Source organism: Cupriavidus sp. 01L415, from assembly GCF_056400065.1.
The window spans coordinates 77,406-94,820 of record NZ_JBFTSP010000005.1 but is presented as its reverse complement, the minus strand read 5'-3'; the positions used below and the strand labels follow the sequence as shown (position 1 = coordinate 94,820).

General features: G+C 59.4%; 16 protein-coding genes and 1 tRNA gene. 7 read left to right on the top strand and 10 right to left on the bottom strand.

The features are described from left to right. The first annotated feature begins 288 nt into the window (after positions 1-288). From AC1DOX_RS11880 to AC1DOX_RS11860, 5 genes are all read left to right on the top strand, one after another. Positions 289-1,059, top strand: coding sequence for a hypothetical protein (locus AC1DOX_RS11880; RefSeq protein ID WP_477114033.1), 771 nt, complete (start codon positions 289-291; stop codon positions 1,057-1,059). A 162-nt stretch (positions 1,060-1,221) separates the two neighbouring features. After that, positions 1,222-1,428: a DNA-binding protein gene (locus tag AC1DOX_RS11875; RefSeq protein ID WP_477114032.1), complete on the top strand. Its 207-nt coding sequence runs from the start codon at positions 1,222-1,224 to the stop codon at positions 1,426-1,428. Next, on the top strand, positions 1,428-1,790 hold the full coding sequence (locus AC1DOX_RS11870; RefSeq protein ID WP_477114031.1) for a hypothetical protein: 363 nt from the start codon (positions 1,428-1,430) through the stop codon (positions 1,788-1,790). Before AC1DOX_RS11875 ends, AC1DOX_RS11870 begins: the two co-directional genes overlap by 1 nt. Next, positions 1,787-2,611: a DUF7146 domain-containing protein gene (locus AC1DOX_RS11865; protein WP_477114030.1), complete on the top strand. Its 825-nt coding sequence runs from the start codon at positions 1,787-1,789 to the stop codon at positions 2,609-2,611. Before AC1DOX_RS11870 ends, AC1DOX_RS11865 begins: the two co-directional genes overlap by 4 nt. Continuing rightward, on the top strand, positions 2,608-3,822 hold the full coding sequence (locus AC1DOX_RS11860) for an AAA family ATPase (protein ID WP_477114029.1): 1,215 nt from the start codon (positions 2,608-2,610) through the stop codon (positions 3,820-3,822). Before AC1DOX_RS11865 ends, AC1DOX_RS11860 begins: the two co-directional genes overlap by 4 nt. 336 nt (positions 3,823-4,158) lie before the next feature. Here AC1DOX_RS11860 and AC1DOX_RS11855 read toward each other — a convergent pair whose 3' ends face one another. The 3 genes from AC1DOX_RS11855 to AC1DOX_RS11845 form a co-directional block, all read right to left on the bottom strand. Continuing rightward, positions 4,159-4,596 (bottom strand): very short patch repair endonuclease, encoded by a 438-nt coding sequence (locus AC1DOX_RS11855; protein ID WP_477114028.1) that lies wholly within the window; start codon positions 4,594-4,596, stop codon positions 4,159-4,161. After that, positions 4,568-5,422, bottom strand: coding sequence for a hypothetical protein (locus tag AC1DOX_RS11850; protein WP_477114027.1), 855 nt, complete (start codon positions 5,420-5,422; stop codon positions 4,568-4,570). Before AC1DOX_RS11850 ends, AC1DOX_RS11855 begins: the two co-directional genes overlap by 29 nt. Before the next feature lie 457 nt (positions 5,423-5,879). Next, complete coding sequence (locus tag AC1DOX_RS11845; protein WP_477114026.1) at positions 5,880-7,088, bottom strand: DNA cytosine methyltransferase; 1,209 nt, start codon at positions 7,086-7,088, stop codon at positions 5,880-5,882. A gap of 107 nt (positions 7,089-7,195) precedes the next feature. Here AC1DOX_RS11845 and AC1DOX_RS11840 point away from each other — a divergent pair, with 107 nt between their 5' ends. Beyond that, on the top strand, positions 7,196-7,450 hold the full coding sequence (locus AC1DOX_RS11840) for a hypothetical protein (RefSeq protein WP_477114025.1): 255 nt from the start codon (positions 7,196-7,198) through the stop codon (positions 7,448-7,450). An 826-nt stretch (positions 7,451-8,276) separates the two neighbouring features. After that, complete coding sequence (locus AC1DOX_RS11835) at positions 8,277-9,779, top strand: anti-phage dCTP deaminase (RefSeq protein ID WP_477114024.1); 1,503 nt, start codon at positions 8,277-8,279, stop codon at positions 9,777-9,779. A gap of 313 nt (positions 9,780-10,092) precedes the next feature. On the opposite strand, the gene AC1DOX_RS11830 is transcribed toward AC1DOX_RS11835, so the two are convergent. The 7 genes from AC1DOX_RS11830 to AC1DOX_RS11800 form a co-directional block, all read right to left on the bottom strand. Then, entirely contained in the window at positions 10,093-10,893 is an 801-nt protein-coding gene (locus tag AC1DOX_RS11830; RefSeq protein WP_477114023.1) for a hypothetical protein, read from the bottom strand. A gap of 512 nt (positions 10,894-11,405) precedes the next feature. Continuing rightward, entirely contained in the window at positions 11,406-12,098 is a 693-nt protein-coding gene (locus AC1DOX_RS11825) for a hypothetical protein (protein ID WP_477114022.1), read from the bottom strand. A 341-nt stretch (positions 12,099-12,439) separates the two neighbouring features. Then, the gene (locus tag AC1DOX_RS11820) at positions 12,440-13,021 is read right to left on the bottom strand and encodes a hypothetical protein (protein ID WP_477114021.1); all 582 of its coding nucleotides are present in this window, start codon (positions 13,019-13,021) and stop codon (positions 12,440-12,442) included. A 185-nt stretch (positions 13,022-13,206) separates the two neighbouring features. Further along, positions 13,207-13,282: transfer RNA gene (locus tag AC1DOX_RS11815), tRNA-Phe, on the bottom strand. A gap of 58 nt (positions 13,283-13,340) precedes the next feature. Continuing rightward, the gene (locus AC1DOX_RS11810; protein ID WP_441618809.1) at positions 13,341-14,060 is read right to left on the bottom strand and encodes a response regulator; all 720 of its coding nucleotides are present in this window, start codon (positions 14,058-14,060) and stop codon (positions 13,341-13,343) included. A 56-nt stretch (positions 14,061-14,116) separates the two neighbouring features. After that, a complete protein-coding gene (locus tag AC1DOX_RS11805; RefSeq protein ID WP_441618807.1) occupies positions 14,117-16,582 on the bottom strand; it encodes a sensor histidine kinase in 2,466 nt (821 codons plus the stop codon). Then, entirely contained in the window at positions 16,579-17,412 is an 834-nt protein-coding gene (locus AC1DOX_RS11800; RefSeq protein WP_441618805.1) for a DUF4390 domain-containing protein, read from the bottom strand. The genes AC1DOX_RS11805 and AC1DOX_RS11800 overlap by 4 nt, the downstream gene beginning before the upstream one ends. Between the last annotated feature and the right edge of the window lie 3 nt (positions 17,413-17,415).

Genomic DNA, 17,415 nt, shown 5'->3' with positions numbered 1-17,415 from the left:
CCGGTCGATTGCCCGCGCCTTCCATCGGATGACGTCCGTGGCGCAGCGGCATGGCGATGCCGCAAGAGCCCCCGGTGCGAGCCAAGAGCCCGCAGGCTGGCTACCGATTCGTTCGGAAGGCGATCCACATTGCACGGTGCTCGCACCATACAGGCATGGTGCTGGTACCGGGGGGCGGGGTCCGCCATTTGACGCCCGCAAGGCTTGGCCGCTGATGAATGACGATGTTGCCCCCGCGCTCCGCGTGAGCGCGCCGGACCCCTTCACCGGCGCAGCGGGGGAATGCCCATGAAGGACGTGGAAGCAAGCCGTTCAATGACGAACCAGTATCACGAAGAATTAGCAGGCCGCGAGTTCAAGGACGCCCTGTTCTCCGTCGTCGAACTAAGGGCTTGGCTTACGAAGAGCGGCAAGGAATTCGAGACAGTTCCGCCGCTGTCGGCGAGCGGCTTCATTCAAGTAGAGGCCTTGCTGTGTGGCATTGAGCGGGCCGCGTACGACGACTACCCGGAAGCAACGGCTCGCGCCATCGTCGGGCGCAACGCGGTGCTGTCGGTTCACGACCTGGCCGCTGAGGCACCGCAATGGCTGATCGGCGCGGAACGGCACGCGGCGTGGCGCAGCGAACTGCGCGCGGCGATTGAGCGCGGCGAACTGATTCTGCGTGACCCTGTCACGAAGCTGCGGGTTTCGATGCCGACGGACGCAGCAAACGGCGGCGCTCCGGCGCAACGCAATGGTAGTGAGCAAAGTGGCACTCCCTCGGCCAGCCCGACCGGTACAGCTTCGCGCGTCGATGTCCAAACGAACTCGCTGAAGATTGGCAGCAACAGCAAGGCGACCACCGACGCTCACATCGAAAGGCGGTCGCGCGAAATCTTCGCTGATGGTGATGCTTCGACCATGCAAATGCTCGCGGAGCGCATCGCCGAAGAACTGAAAGCCAAGGGCATTCGCGGCGAAAGGGGAACATACCTGACTTGGCAGACGGTCGCCAAGGCTATTCCTCCCGGTTTGACGGGTGGGCGTCGTCGGAACGGTAGGAACAAACCCAAGTGAATCGGCGCGCCGAATCAACGCTACGCTGATTCAGTGCGCGAATTCAAAAAAGCCCGGAAACCCGCGCGGCTAAAGGGGTGCGGCATCTGGCAGTGATAGCTTGGTCGGCGCATGCGCCGATTCTGAAATCGATTCCGTCTCAACGACCGATGAGGATTTCAGATGGCAATGCTCCACCCCAATGCGGCCCGCCACAGCCTGCCGGACGTCCTGCCGACGGACGAAGCCGCCGCACTCATTAACCGCAAGCCGCAAACCCTGCGCAAATGGGCCTGCATGGAGAACGGCCCGATCCGCCCCGTTCGCATCAACGGCCGTTTGGCCTGGCGCGTGGCCGATCTCGCGACCCTGCTGAACGGAGGCCAATAATGAAAAAGTCCGACCGCCGCCAAGCTCAGCCGGACCTTTTCGAGACTGTCGAAACCCCCTCGAATCTTACTCCCGTCGCTGAAGTTTTTGATACTAAGAATCCGCGCCATCTGCTGGTGCTTCACGCCCTGCTGGAACACCCGCGCCGTATCAAGGAGATCAAAAAGATTGCCAACTGCCACAACGGCCACAGTCTCATTGCCGAACTGCGCCGCCGTGGCCTCGAGATTCCGTGCTACCGCATCAATGCTGCGTATCGCCAGGGTTTCGCAGGTCGCCCGGGTGTCTACTACCTGACCCCCGCTGACGAACGCAAGCTGGCGGCGTGCTGGTTCCACAAGCGCAAAGGCGGTGCAGCATGATTGCATGGATCAATTACGAGGTTGGTAACCATCGTCTGCCCTGCCCTGCCTGCGCACGCGGTAGCCGCGATATGACGTTGGGTTTGACCATCGAACCGAGCGGCAAGGGTGTTGCGCATTGCTTTCGCTGCGCCTTCACTGAAAGCTATCGTCCGGACCAGGGCGCACGCCAACAAGCAGCCGCAACGCCGCGTATCAAGGCCGTGGCGGCGCAAAAACATGAGGTGCTGTCTGACTACGGCCGCGAGCTGTGGAACGCCTGCAAGCCGCTCTCAGGCGTTGCACTCGACTACCTGAGCGCGCGCCTCTGCGTCATCCCGCCCGCTGATGGCGACCTGCGTTATCACCCCGCCCTGAAGCATCCGACCGGCCACACCGGTCCCGCGCTGGTCGGCCTGATTTCGGATGCAATGACGAGCCAACCATTAAGCCTGCATCGCACCTGGGTTCGCGCCAATGGCTGCAAGGCCGACGTGAACCCGCCGCGCCTGCTGCTGGCCGGCCATCGCAAGCAAGGTGGCGTCATTCGCTTGTGGCCCGACGAAGCCGTGACGCTGGGGCTGGGTGTTGCCGAAGGCATCGAAACTGCCCTGAGCCTGGCATGGGCGTATGCGCCGGTCTGGGCATGCATCGATGCCGCGAACCTGGCCTCTTTCCCGGTACTGCCGGTAATCGGGGCGCTGGTGATCGGCGCGGACAACGATGGTGCCGGCACTGCCGCCGCCCACCAGTGCGCGCAACGCTGGGCCAATGTCGCCGAAGTGTATGTCACCCACCAAGCCGAAAACGACCTGAACGACACCCTCAAGGAGGCCGCATGAACACCCCCAATGAAATCATGCGCGATATCGTGAACAGTGCCGAGCGCGTCCGCAAATCCGAGCCGGTACGCGACGGCGTCGTCCTCGTCAACGGCGCGGACCTGAATCCGAAACCGGTGCGCTGGCTGTGGCGCGAGTGGTTGGCACAGGGCAAGATGCATCTCCTCGCTGGTGTGCCGGGCCAAGGCAAAACCACGATTGGCTTGGACTTTGCCGCGACCGTAACGAGTGGCGGTCGCTGGCCGGACGGCTCGGCATGCCAATCGGGCAACGTGCTGATCTGGTCCGGCGAAGACGACCCCGCCGATACTCTGCTGCCGCGCCTCCTGGCGGCCAAGGCCAACAAGAACCGCGTGTTCTTCGTCACCGGTGCGCGCATCAACGGGGAGGTGCGCGCGTTCGACCCAAGCCGCGACATGGCTGCACTGCGTGTCAAGGCCGAGGAGATCGGCAACGTTCGCCTGATCATCGTTGACCCGATTGTGAGCGCGGTAACCGGCGATTCGCACAAGAACACGGAAACGCGCCGTGCGCTGCAACCGCTCGTTGATTTGGCCGCGAGCATGGACGCGGCGCTGCTGGGCATCACGCATTTCAGCAAAAGCGGGCAAGGCTTCGACCCCACTCAGCGGGTGGTCGGTTCGGTTGCCTTCGCGGCCGTCGCCCGCGTCGTGCTGGTGGCGGCCAAGGTGAAATCCGAGGACGGCGAAGACCGGCGCGTTCTCGCACGTAGCAAATCCAACCTCGGGCAGGATGAAGGCGGGTTCGAATATCGACTTGAACAGGCTGAACCGCTGCCTGGTATTCATGCATCGTATGTGGCGTGGGGCGACGCGGTTGAAGGTTCCGCGCGCGAGCTGCTGACCGATCCGGGAGCACAGGACGACGAGCGCACGAGCGCATTGGAAGCCGCCATCGACTTTTTGCGCCAAGTGTTGGGTGATGACCTAGTGCCAAGCAAGGCTGTGGAGGCGGAGGCGAAGGAGGCCGGCATCTCGTTGCGGACCATGCGCCGTGCGTCTGAGCGAATGAACGTCAAAAAGAAGCGCGGTCATGACGGGCGCTGGTACTGGAGCCTGCCCAAGCTGGCCAACTTGACCACGATTCCCGATGTGGTCAACTTGGACAAGTTGGACAACATGACTCAGCCCGAACAGAGCAACTTGAGCGGCATGGGCAAGTCGACCGGCGATGGGGAGGGCCTTGTTTAACCTGCAGAGGGGTATTGTGGCGGGCGGCGCATTGGCGCCGCTCTATTACTCCCCTGCAATTGCGCGGTGGGTTGTTGGGGGATCAAAAGGGGCCGGGAAACACGAGAAGGACGGCACGAAGGGTTTGCGCGGGCATAGCAGCCTGTATGCGGCGCTGGACGCGGCCATTGAAGCTAAGCGCGTCAAAATTCGGGCTAGGCTTTTTCGGAAACTCTGGACCTGTCTGAGCTTCCCGTTTGCGGGATAAACGGGCGTTTTCGGGAACGTCGCGATGGGTCAGTCAGCTGCGGCCGTTATTCGGGCTGCCAACCCAAGGGTGATCGTCTAGTCGAAGCGTTACGCGCGCGAAGGGCCTATGAATTCGGCGAGCCGGCGACAAAGGAGGTTCCGATCGTGAAGCTCGCATTCCCAAACTTCGAGGCTTTGCCACCCCAGCTGCCGAAGTGCTTCCAGATTTCGGCGGTCGCGATCAACGTTGGCCGCTAATTTTTTGCGCCAAAAATCCGTTGCAGTCTGTGGCATCTTGTAGTGCCCGCAACCATGTTGATGCCAAAAGCATCCCTGAACGAAGATGACCTTCTTGCGCCCAATGAACGCGATATCGGGGCGCCCAGGCAGGTCCGCGCGATGGATCCGATACCGATAGCCCATGTCATGCAGGAGTCGTCGAACGACGAGTTCGGGCCGCGTGTTCTTCCCCCGAACGCGCGCCATGCGTGCGCTGCGCTGTTCGGGGGAAAGAGGATCAACCCTTGCGGGTTGCTTTTTTTCCATCAGGCATGTGCTCTACACCGCTGACGAAATGCATTTGCACGTCCTCGGGCTTCTTGTCGCCTTCTCGGTAAACCAAGACCTTGCCCAACATGATACTAATTAGCCATCCTTCGGGCAGCTTGCTGCTAATGCGGGCAAGCACGCTGCGCATCGGTCCCGCTGCGAAGAGCTTGGAGCTGTCCACTGCAATGCCGGAAAGTGCGGCATCCGTGTCTTCTTGGACTCTGAAAGTAAATGGAACATTTTTGCCAAACCATGCCAAGCCCGAAGCGAGGTCTGGGCGTACCGGTTCGAGCCTGGCGCCGCGTAAGGCATTAGCGCACTGCTCCCTAGCCATTGCGAACGCGTCAACAGTTGAATCCGGGTCGAGCGGGTACCTGTGATCGAATTTCGATGTCTTCTGACTGTCGCGTTTTGCGCCCGTGTCGTTTGAACCAAAACCAGAGTTATTCAGGAACGGTGGCTCGGTCTCGTCGAAAGTTGGGGCTTTCGGCACTAGCCTAAGATGTTGCCTTCTTCGTGCTTTCCAGCTTTTCAGTTCCGAATTGAAAAGGGCCATCGCATCCCTATGCTCCGGAGAACGTTTCGCAGGTTTTTCCGGCCTGGCCGGTTCGTCCCTATCGATTTCCGCCAGCTGTGCGTTCCATTCTTGATGGTCCCTCTTATGCTCGGGCATGCGTGCGGAAACGCTGCGCTGCCTAGCTAGACGTAAAAGCATGTCCTCGACGTCAATAGCCGCGAATGAGTAAATTTGGGCAGCCTTAAATTTGACGTCGTTAATGCCGATGCCCCTTCGGTTCGAGAACTTATGGCGGTGCCGTTCCAAGCGAATCTTGAGGCCACCCCGTGCATCTGATTTTCCGACGTACGATAAGTCGCCGTCGATATAGAGCGCATAAACACCCTCGACGCCGCGTTCGATTCACGTGGTCAGCTGTCAGTGGCACCTGAGCTAGCGAATCAAAAAAGGGTCCCAGTTGCTGGGCGAGGCTTCGCGTGAGGTTGAGCTCGAAGGTGCCGAAGCCGGGCTCTTTAAACACACCCTTGATTGAGAATGGCGCCTCATCGGGTATCTCCCGCCATTCGAAATCTTGGGGCGACTCTAAGAGTCGAGGAATTTCCGCGACGTCTTCTTGCTCAAGTTCGATTGCTTCGCTAGGAATTTCGGTGTCGACCGTAGCATCTTCTGCGTCGTATTCTGCAGGAAATAGGTCGCTTTCTCTAATTGGCATCGGTGAAGGTTGCGGTTAGCTCACCTTCGATTATGCCGTTAACCCAAGTAGTTAGGCGACCAGCGATTGCTCGGTGCTAGGCTTGATCAGCGCTTTAACCCAACTCCCGACATACTGTGCTAGCTGAACCGGGACCGCGTTTCCGATCTGCCGCATTGATTCCGTCCATGAGCCGGGAAACTCAAAATCATCCGGCAAGCCCTGCAAACGTGCGGCTTCGCGAATACTGAAGTACCGCACGCTACCGTCCTCTCTGGCCAGCATGTTTTCACCGCCTGGCACGCCATGGACGCCGGCCTTCAGCGCTTTCGCCGGCTCATCGATCGGGCTCCCAGTGTGGCCGGGGTACGAACGCGCTCCAGGCTGGAAAATATGGTTGGCGATATCGTGCCGGATGCTCGGTTCGCCCAGTCCAGCGAATGCATCGCGGCACGTTAGCCACGCCTGTTCCATAGGCCGTTGTCCATGCAGGCGTAGCGCCTCGGCGATTCGCGCCTCTTGCGTGGTCATGATTGACTCGTCAGGCTTCGGCAAGTCGTGGCGTTTCCAGTATTCGCCCGAAATCCATTTATCCCAGACCAATCGGCTCTGACTGTGGGTTGGTTCGGGAAAGTCGCCCAACTCGGCGATATCCTTGCGAATGCCCACGATGACGACGCGGTTGCGCTTCTGCGGAACGCCAAAGTCCGCGGCGTTCACAGGGTTGATAGAGACCGCGTACTTTGATCTCTTCGCGTTCCGCTCCAACCTCTCTAGATGTTCGAGGTGCGACTCCCCCGCTTTTCTTTCTAAGAGAGGGTTCTCAAGGTAGCGGAGTATCCAGCGCACGTAGTCACGGAACGCAGGACGCAACAAACCGCGTACGTTCTCAAAAACGAATGCCTTTGGTAGCGTCTCTCGCACTGCGCGCACGGCTTCTGGCCACATGTCGCGCTTGTCTTGCTCACCAGCGCCCTTCCCACCCAGCGAGAATGGCTGGCACGGCGGTCCCCCCGCAACGAGCTCAAGTCCTTGGCAGGTCGTCCAATCGATGTCGCGCACATCGGCGTGACGCAGCGGCCAGCCTTTAACTGCGGAAACGCCTTTTAGCTTGTTGTGTTCGACGGTAGCGCATGCGTGGGCGTCCCACTCGACCAACAGTTCATGACCGAAGCCAGATGCGGAAAGTCCCATCGCTAGCCCGCCACACCCGGAGAAAAGCTCGACGCTGCGCGCGGCCGGAACCTTCCTGATTGGTACGACAGTGTTTTTCTTGGGCATGGTTTGGCTGGCGGTGGGTTGCGACGATACGTCGCGAAGTTTATCATCTTGAGGCCAAATATTCAAAATGAGCCATCAAAACTATCATTTCGATGGTTTGACTAGGTATGATTGATACTCCCGTACTTCGGCAGCTTGCCCGCTTGGGTGCCGCCGCTAACGTCGTCGCCAAGCAGGTGCCTGGCGGCTTCGTCGTTGTTTTGCGAAACGGCTTGGAAGAAGAGCCTCTGCGCGCGCAAAGGGGAGGCGCGCGCGTATTTCGGCGGCTCGACACGGTATGCAATTTTTTGTCGGAAGTTGGCCTACACACCTTCGCCGTTGAGTTGGGTGAGCACCGCGCCCAGGAAGCCTTGCGGTTTTAAGCGTGACAGACGTTGGCGTCATTGACTGTGTGAAGCTCCGCAGGGAGGCATTGCGCCTTTTCCCTGCGTCGAACAAGAGCGCGCATTCGTGGAGGTGGCATGCCTGCCGCAGCCAACCATCACTGAGTCAGTGCAGACCGCGTGCCACGAGAATCGCGATTTCGGGTGGAGAGTCGTGCTCAATGGTGGCAGCCAGTCTCGCGCGCCGGAAGCTTGTCGAAGTCCCTGGCCGACGAGCACTAGCGATGTGAAAAACGGATAGCTTCCGCAATGAGGCGAGCCCGCTCGATCTTCGCCTGGGGCAGCGCTAGAGATTTCGCTTGCTGACAAAGCACACTGATCGTCACGAGCGACGCTCCGTCCGGCTAACGCAACATCTACTGGCTCGGTGCGGTCGGCACGACAGTGCCGGCCTAGGCAACAGCCTTTCACCCCCACGCGTAGCCAAATCAGCAACCCGTAAGCGAAACTTCGGGTCTGCTTTGACGCATGGTACAAGCCAACGAATGAGGTCGGAATGGGCATGCTAAGGCTGCTGGGCGGCGCGTCCAGTAGGCGCGCGGCAATTGTGTGCTCCCCTTGTCGAAGACAAGGCTTAAGGTGAACTTTGCTTCTTCAAATCGATGCGCTGGCACCTTTATTTGTTGTCAGCACATTATTAATAAATGCTGTGAATATAGATGGCGCCTTTTAACACCGAGCGCGAGCGAACTTAGAGCCTAATTGGACGTGCAGGCTTCGGGCTGTCTTGTGTATTTTGTGCAACGCAATTTTAACCAATGGCTTGAAAAATGGTTAAGTATCTATACAATTAAAGTCGTAAAAAATGCCGAAAAACGGCAGAATGGAATTAAAAGGGGTTGATATGGAAGAGGCGTATTCCAAAGATTGTGAAATTGTGATCGGTTTGGTTGCGCCGGTTGGTGTCAATTTGGATGATGTAAAGAATCGACTGGAGTCGATGCTCCAGCAATTCAAATATTCGGCAAATTGGATTCATGTCAGTAAGCTTTGCGCCGCCTATGTTAAAAATGATGTGGAGTGTAAGAGCGAGTTGGAGCGCCTCGATCAAGGGATGAACAATGGGAAGTATTGTCGCGAAAAGTATGGTCGCGGCGATTTTTTCGCTTTGCTCGCAATAAATGAAATTAGTAAGAATCGCCAAGGCGATGATCCGGGGCCGCTGCCACGGACGGCACACGTTATTCGGTCGCTAAAGCACCCCGGAGAAGTTGCGACCCTGAGAAGTGTCTATGGGGACGGTTTTTTTCTTCTTGGCGTTTCCTCCAGTATTAGGACGAGAAAAAATTATCTTAAAAATGTTAAGGGGATACCTGAGGGTGAAATCGGTCGTCTAATTGATCGAGATGATAGAGAGGCTGGCGATTACGGTCAGCGTACGCGCGATGTGTTCCAGTTGGCTGATGCTTTCGTCACAACAGACGATGCCGCAAGACTCTCGGATCAGCTTTTGAGAATCCTGGACCTCCTTTTTTCCAAACCGGTGGTTCCCCCTACCGAAGATGAGTATGCTATGTTCATGGCATACGCTGCCTCTTTACGATCAGCAGATCTATCCCGGCAGGTTGGTGCCGTCATTGCAAACAAGAATAAAGATATTGTTGCGACTGGTGCGAACGATGTTCCGAAATTTGGGGGCGGATTGTATTGGCCGGGTGAAGACGATAAGCGCGATTATGTGAAGGGGGAGGATTTTAATGAGAAGAGAAAACGTGAAATCACTCTCGAGATCATGCATCGGTTGAAATCCGATTCGGCTGAACCTGATGAGGTATTGTTGGAAAAAGGGCTTAAAGCGCTAAAGGGCACAGGGGTTCTCGAAATTACTGAGTACGGACGCGCCGTACATGCTGAAATGGAGGCTTTGCTGTCCGCAGCCCGTAATGGAATCTCTGTGCGAGGTAGTACCTTATATACCACAACATATCCCTGCCATAATTGCGCGAAGCATATTGTCGCGGCAGGTGTTGAAAAGGTTAAATTTGTCGAGCCTTATCCAAAGAGCTATGCCGTGGAGATGCACAGCGACTCAATTGAAGCTAATGGCGAAGGCGTAAAAGATAAGGTTAAGTTTGAGCCTTTTGTTGGTATTGGACCGCGGCGATTCGTCGATTTATTTTCGATGAACTTAAGTAGTGGCAGGAACGTCGTGAGAAAGGATGCGGGAAAGGTAATTAAGTGGGATCGCGGTAATGCCGAGCTGAGGGTTCCCATGAAGCCGCTTTCTTACTTGGAAGCTGAAGTTAACCTCATTAATGAGCTCTCAGCACTTGCAGATGACAAAGGAGGTAACCATGAAGGAAAGTAACTTTGAACGGGCTCGGACAGTTGCGAGTGGCTGGCCTGAATGGAAGCGAACTTATGTACTAACAGCCGACTCGATGAGGGGCGCCACTAGTACTCACGCAAGTGCTACTTCCCAGGCAAAACCAGCTTACAAGCAGGAGCAGGATGTTAATGCTTCAAAGGAAGCCCGGGACTAAGACATAAAAAGGGTGGATAAGAATCTCTCCTCAGCCTGCTGATGAACCCCGCATTTTGCCAGTGTGGGGTTTTATTTTCGGCACACCGATCTGTCAACTGCGCAATCGCGTCGTCTGGATTGGAGCGGGTCCGGAGGTTTAAGGGACGACTACATTGCCGCGCTGGGGTGATGGCACCATAGTCGCGATCAGGCGCTCCATGAACGGCGGCAGCACTCGACACAGCCCGAGCCGCTCTCTCATTTCGATGTGATACGCCTCCAGTTTCGCTGGGTCGAAGTGGCCGCCAACGTAGGCTACCCCGACGGCTTCAAGTGAAACTCGGCTTGCAATCGCAAATGCGCCGGTATGACTGAACGTGTTGTAGTGATCCTTCGCCTGGCGCAGACGCTGGACAGCGTCGGCACTAACGCGGAGAACAGGGGCATTCCACGAGAGTTGGTTGATGGCGAGATGCCCTTGGGTACGCTTGTCGCCGCCCTCTAGTTTCTCCCAATAGCGCGCCATGACCGGCCGATTCTCCTTCTTGCCAATAACCAACAGGTCGTCGGTCGAGCACAGGATCGAGATGGCCACGCCTTCAATCGCTTGGCGCATTACGTTGCCGGCGGCGAGTAGCTTGCCTGCCAGCAGGAGCTTGGTTGAAACCAAGAGGTCATCGAGAACGCCGAAGGCGAAGGCCGCGACTAGTGCAGTGCGCTTCGTCGACGTCTTGTTGGCAGCTTCATTGAGCCTTGGCAGGAGGCGGAAACACGCTGCTAGCGCCTCTGACAGTTCAATTAGCTCGCCGGCAAGATGGTGGGCGAACTTGTCCTTGACCCAGCGGTCGTCGTCGAACAGTTCTCCAAGAATCTTCTCGGGCTTTGTCAGGTCGATCATCGGCGGCGTTGGCTGCGCCTCTTCCTGTTTGCTTTCGTCATTCTGCTTCCAGCTATTCATTGTCGTGCACCCCTAGCCTGTAACCTTGGTGCTGCCTCGCGGCGCATCCGAGTTTCGGATCGCTATCGATCAGGAGCGAATTGTTCAATGGGGCCACAATCGCGCAAAGCGCGCAACGGTTGCTTGCTACGTTGTACTTCGAAGAGATTCGGCGGGGAGGGGGTACGCAATCCCTAGAGCTTGGGCGTCGAAGACCGCGTGGGTAGACTTTTCCTTATTGACGCGAAATTAGATAATGAAAATCATTATTATTTTTTGGCGGTCGGCGCTGGTCGGATTGCTATGGTGGCAAGCCCTTCCTGCCATGGTTGAAAGGATGTCGGGGGCCGAATTTGTACGCCCGGGAAACACGTATGGCCAGCCCTGAAACGCCCACGGGTTCGCCCGCCCGAACACTAGCACCGTGTAGGGTTCTCTCAGCCGGCACCAGTTCCACTAGCCTAGGGGCGAGCCTTTCAAGCAAGGCGGTAAGCGTGCAGGGATATGCTCGACCGCAACTCTGCGGTGACGTTCTATACGGCGTTATCGTCGCGAATCAGGTCGTCGACCCTCGGCAAGGGGGTTTGCTGAGACAGCATCATGAAGTCCGTTCCGCGAATGGCTTTGAATCCGAGCTCGCCATAAAGTCGCTTCAACTTCATGGTTGCTGAGCGTTGGTTGCCACTGAAGGCGGACAGCCCCAGTTGTTCTCGTTCCTCCGCGCGGCTTTCCTTTCTTAAGGCGGATTCGAACTGAAGCGGGAACGGCTTCATCACGATCAGTCCTGCCCCCAATCGAAACCAGTTGATCATTGCGGCCAGCGCGGCGAGTCCAAACCCTTTTCCTCTATAGCCCGGAAAAATGATGAGTCGGTCAAGAATCAGAACATTGAAGGTGCCCACTCCATAGTCCGTGCCAGATTCCAAGCCGGCCAGATTCTCCTTGAAGAGGCTGATGTTGTCTTCGTTGAACAATGCGTCATAGTAGTCTGCGGTGACGCTGTCCGAATCAAAAACGTCAAACACCGAATAGCCTTCTGCAACGGCGCCTTCCACATCCACATACCGCACGAGGAAGTGGCCAATTTCGATAAAGTCGTCGTCATCGAGACTATCGCCCATGAGCACGACGTTGCCGCTCCAGGTCCGGAGAAAGCGGGAGGGCTCCTCGTCGCTGGCGAAAACGGAAAGGGAATCCACATTTAGATACAGCGCGCGGCTAGTCATCTGGTAGTTCCTTTGATTGGCGTGTTCTATAGCCTTTAGGCCGACGCTTACCTGCGTGAGCGGGACAGCGCCGTGGAGGGCAGGCCGCTAGGGTAAAGATGCGGCAGGCCGGCACCGCCTTGCATACTTGGGTGGCAGCACTTTCGACCAAGGTGCCAAGTGCCGCGACTGTTACGCATCGGAGATATGCGGGCGTTTGCCCGAACGTAGCGTGTACAAGAACGTTGCACACTTTGCTCTTTCCTCGAAACCGATTCCGGCGCGCGCGAGGTATTGGAATGAAAAACAGCTCTCCCGAGAAAGCGAAGGCACGGGACTCATCGCACTCTAAGGCTGCCCGTTCATGGGGGAGGCAGGCGCGGTCGACCTCGTCGCGCCTTGTGCGGGGGCTGAGAAGTCGGAGTCAATATGCGTTCGGTTAGGCGAGTGACGTTCCCTTCTTCGCCGCGCGGTGTGGAATCGTAGGAGGTGCCGCTGCGGCGGAGAGCGCGCAGATAAGCCAGTTCAACCGCAGCCCTAAAAACCGGGCATTGCGTATCGCGGCAATTCCCGGCACCCAGCAGATGCCGCTTCAATCCGTCTGGTAGTTTGAACCCTTCCGGGTAGAAGGAGCGCGTTTCCTTCCGGCAAAGGGGGCAAGCCATCCGTGGGCCGAAAAGATCGGTCGGGTGTGCTCTCAGCAGGTCGCCGGCGGTGACATCGATAATTTGACTCGCCGTGCGCTCTGCCCATGCAAAGACGTCGTTTCGCGTCGCGCAGCCGTAGTTGCTGTCCAGAATGTCAGCCAGCTCAGGCGGTGCCATATCGACTAAGCCGCGACATGCGGCATCCAGTGTCCGTTCTAAGCGCTCGACTTCCCATTCAAGCTGGGAGACTCGCTTCTCCGCGCGAGCCAACCTTGTCTTGTCCGAAAGACCTGTCATGGCGCCCCCAGTGAACCGCAAGTTCGAGCCTACATTGTAGGGAGGTGGGCGAAGTACTCGGTGGGGGAACCAACGCGTTGCGTTGCGAGCAGCGAACTGCCGAAATTCGCTTACATTTCGTGTTACATGGCCGCCGAAACGAACAAGGGGCTGCAACGCGAAGCGCTGCAACCCCTTGATATGTCTGGTGGCCTGGGACGGAATCGAACCGCCGACACAAGGATTTTCAATCCTCTGCTCTACCGACTGAGCTACCGGGCCAAAGAAGCGAAACTATATCAGCGAGGATGAGACCAGTCAAGCGTCCCGTGCATCACTGTTACTGCTCCGTGGGCTCGGGCTTGTTGCGGCCCAGTTCCACGCCAAGCTGCTTGAGCTTGCGATAGAGGTGCGTGCGCTCAAGGCCGGTCTTCTCGGCCACGCGCGTCATGCTGCCGTGCTCACGCACCAGGTGATATTCGAAATAGGCGCGCTCGAACAGGTCGCGAGCCTCGCGGAGCGGCATGTCGAAGGAGAAGTGCATCTCGGCCTCGGGCAGGCGTGCCGGACTGCCGTTGGCGGAAGTTTCCGCTGGCATCTCGGCGGGAACCGACGCGGCCATGGCGGATTCGCCGGGCGTATTCGTGGCGGCAGGCGTCGCGGTGGCGGCCGGTGCGGCCGCACGCGGTCGTTCGATGCCGCGCGCCAGACCTTGCTCCACGGCGGACAGCAGCTTTTGCAGCGCGATGGGCTTCTCGAGGAAGTTCAGCGCACCGATCTTGGTGGCCTCCACCGCGGTATCAATCGTGGCGTGACCGGACATCATGATGACCGGCATCGTCAGGTAGCCCTGTGCCGACCACTCCTTCAACAGCGTGACGCCATCGGTATCCGGCATCCAGATATCGAGCAGGACAAGATCGGGCGTGGAGCCCGCACGGTACTCGCGTGCCTGCTGGGCGTTTTCCGCCAGTTCGACCACATGGCCTTCGTCACTCAGGATCTCCGAGAGTAGTTCCCGGATACCCATTTCGTCGTCGACTACGAGGATGGTTGCCATACTTCCCCTCTTAACCCCACCGCAGCGTCGCCGACTGGCCGACGACGCAAGATTGACTATGCCAGTTTAACGAACAGGATCGAGATCTGTGCCCCGACAATGTCGGTGCCGTCCATACGGTTGCGCAACTCGATGCGCGCTCCGTGTTCGTCAATGATCTTTTTTACCATCGCCAGCCCAAGTCCCGTACCTTTGGCTTTCGTGGTCACGTAGGGTTCGAACGCACGGCTGAGAATCCGTGGCGCGAAACCTGGACCATTATCTGCGATGGACAGCTTGACGGCCTGCCGGTCTTCGCCGGCAGAATCTTTGTATTCTACAGTCTCGGTGTGCAGAGTGATATGGGGCGCGGCCCTACCCGCCGCCACGTTGTCTGCCACCGCATCCTGCGCATTCTGCAGCAGATTGTGGATAACCTGTCGCAGCTGGGTCGGATCGCCCTTGATTTCAGGGAGTCCGGGGCCCAGCGCCGAATGAATCACCGGGTGTTCATGCACGGCGGGATCGTCAATCCCGTACAGATGCAAGACTTCTGCCACCAGGCTGTTGAGGGCCAGCGCCTGCACCACCGCGGGCGGCGTGCGGGCATAGTCGCGGAAGTCGTCCACCATCCGTTTCATTGCCGCTACCTGGTTAACGATCGTCGCAGCCCCGCGCTTTAGCACTTCCGCGTCGGAATGCTCAAGTTTCGGTGACAACTTCATCTGCAGGCGCTCGGCGGACAGCTGGATCGGCGTCAGCGGGTTCTTGATTTCATGCGCCAGCCGGCGCGCCACTTCGCCCCATGCCACCGAACGCTGGGCCGCGATCACATCGGAAATATCGTCGAACACCACCACGTAGCCGGGTTCGTCGCGGCTGCCGCCCGGCAAATGTGCGCCGCGCACCAGCAGGGTGAGCGGTTGTTCCTCGTCGCCCTGCGGCAGCTCGATCTGCTTCTGCCAGTGCTGCGCGCCACCCAGGACTTCGCTGGTGGTCTGCTCGGAGAAGGCCTGGCGGACGATCTCGCCAAACTCCCCCATGCCCGGGACTTGCTCGACACGCTGGCCCAGCACGCCCGCGAACGGCTGGCGGAAGATGCGTTCCGCGCCGGGGTTGGCCGTGATCAGCGCAAAGCGGCGGTCGAACACCAGCACCCCGGCGGTCAGATTCTGCAGCACGCTTTCGAGGTACGCCTTCGACTGTTCCAGCGCGGTGCGGTTTTCTTCCACGGCGATGCGGGCCTCCGACAGCTGACGGGTCATCTGGTTGAACTGCTGCGTCAGCATGCCCAGCTCGTCGCGGCTCTTGAGTTCACGCTTGGGCGAGAGATCGCCCTCGGCCACCTCCTTGGTTCCCTGCAGCAGCATCAGCAGCGGACGCGCCAACTGGCCGCCCAGCAGCAGCGCGAGCATCACGGCGATGAACACCGCCAGGAACAGCGTCAGCGTCAGCGTGCCGATATACATCTTGCGCAGCCCCGTCCGCCCCAACGCCTTTTCCTGGTACTCCTGGTACGCACGCTGGACCTCGTCCGCATTGCGGGCCAGCACGGCCGGCACGGGATGCAGCACCTGCAGATAGCGTTCCTCGCGCACCGTATCGCCGACGAGTCCGAAGCCGATGGCCGGTGCGTCTTCCTGACGCCGCTCCACCGAAAGGCCCGAGCCGGCCCAGCGGCTGCCGGGCGCGGTCATGGCGGCGCGCGGCGGGCGTTGCGCGGAGGCGGCGCTGCCAGCGGCCTTCGCCTGGGCGTCGACGGGCGCCGGCGACGGCGCGGTCCCGAGCGGGATGATGACGCGCAGCCGGTACAGGTGACTGCTATCGATGCGGTCCGGGCGCCGGCCCTCGGCGGCGGGATCGGTGCCGCCTTCCACCGCAGCATAGCCCCCGGCCATGCGCGCCTGCTCGGCCAGCATGCCTGACGGCAGGTCCGGGACCAGCGAGGCATAGTTGCTCGATGCGGTGGCCAGCACGCGGCCGCTGCCGGTAAAGATCGCGGCCTCCTGCACGCCATACTGTTCGCGCAGTCGGTTCAGCTGGAGCGATGTGGCGATGCCCGATGCTCCGGTGAGCTGGTCGGCCATCAGGCGCGCCTTGCCCTGCAGGTCGGCCAGCGAGCTGTCGATGGTGGAGCGTCCGAGATTCAGGCCGGCTTCGAGCGCGGTCTCCACGCGCACGTCGAACCATGACTCGATGCTGCGCGAGACAAACTGCAGCGACACCAAATAGATCAGCACGCCGGGCAGCACGCCCACCACGCCGAAGAACACGGCCAGCTTGGTCATCAGCCGCGTGCCAAACTTGCCGCGGCGATAGCGCAGCCACAGCGTGAACCCGAGCGCGCCGATGGTCAGGATCAGCAGGACGCCGACGACCAGGTTGATCTTGAAGAGGAGCGTGAAATACCGGTCGAAGAATTCGGTATTGGCGGAGGCTCCCGCCAGCAGTCCCACCAGCACCAGCGCCAGGAAGACGATGATGCCCGCCACGATGCGATAGAGCACGCGGCGAAACCTGCTATCCCACGGCGTGCCGTTCATGGCTGGCTCGCGTTGGGCTGGACCAGTTGACTGGGGGACAGCACCGTGGACACCGTTTGCGAGAACGGTGTGCTGCGCGCATCGGCGACAGGCGCGGAGGCCGCGGCCGGCGCGGAGCCGGGAGCGGCGGGCGGCGGAGCCACTGGCGGCGGTGCGATCGGCGCGGGGAGCGGTTGTGGGTTATCCAGGTTGGTCGGTACCGTGTAGTTGAAGCGCTTCCAGTCAGAGGACAGGTTCCATTCGCGCGTGTTCACCGCGTTGATCTGGAACGGCTTGGGCAGCTGCGACAGGTCCAGCCGCATGCGGACCTCGGCGTGATAGGTCTCGCCGGGCTTGACCTGATTGCGCTCGAATACGCGCCACGCACGGACCTGCTGGATGAACTGGAGCGCGCTCTTCAGCCGGCTGAACGGCAGTTGCAGGCCGCCCGTGGAGACGCGGTACTGTCGCGTCAGCGGCTGGTAGGAAAGACGTACGCTGCGGCTGGCGTTGACCGGCTTTTCGTCGAACCAGTACCAGCGTGGCCGCGTGAGCTGGAAATCGACGACGAAATACAGCGAGATGCCCTTGTGGAGCGCATCCTCGAGGGCGGGGGGCAGGTCGAAATCGAACGATGCCGCGAGATCGAAGCCACCGTCCTGGTACTCGACGCGGGCCTCGTTATTCTCGATCAGCTGTGCCGACGCGCCCGGGCAGTGCACCAGCAGCGCCAGCAGCAGCAGGGCTACCACCCACCAGCCGCGCAGGATGCGGCCCAGCGGGCCGGCTGGCAACCCGCGCGCTGCGTCACCCGGGACACGTAGGACGAACAAGCGCAGCGGGTTCAGCATCGG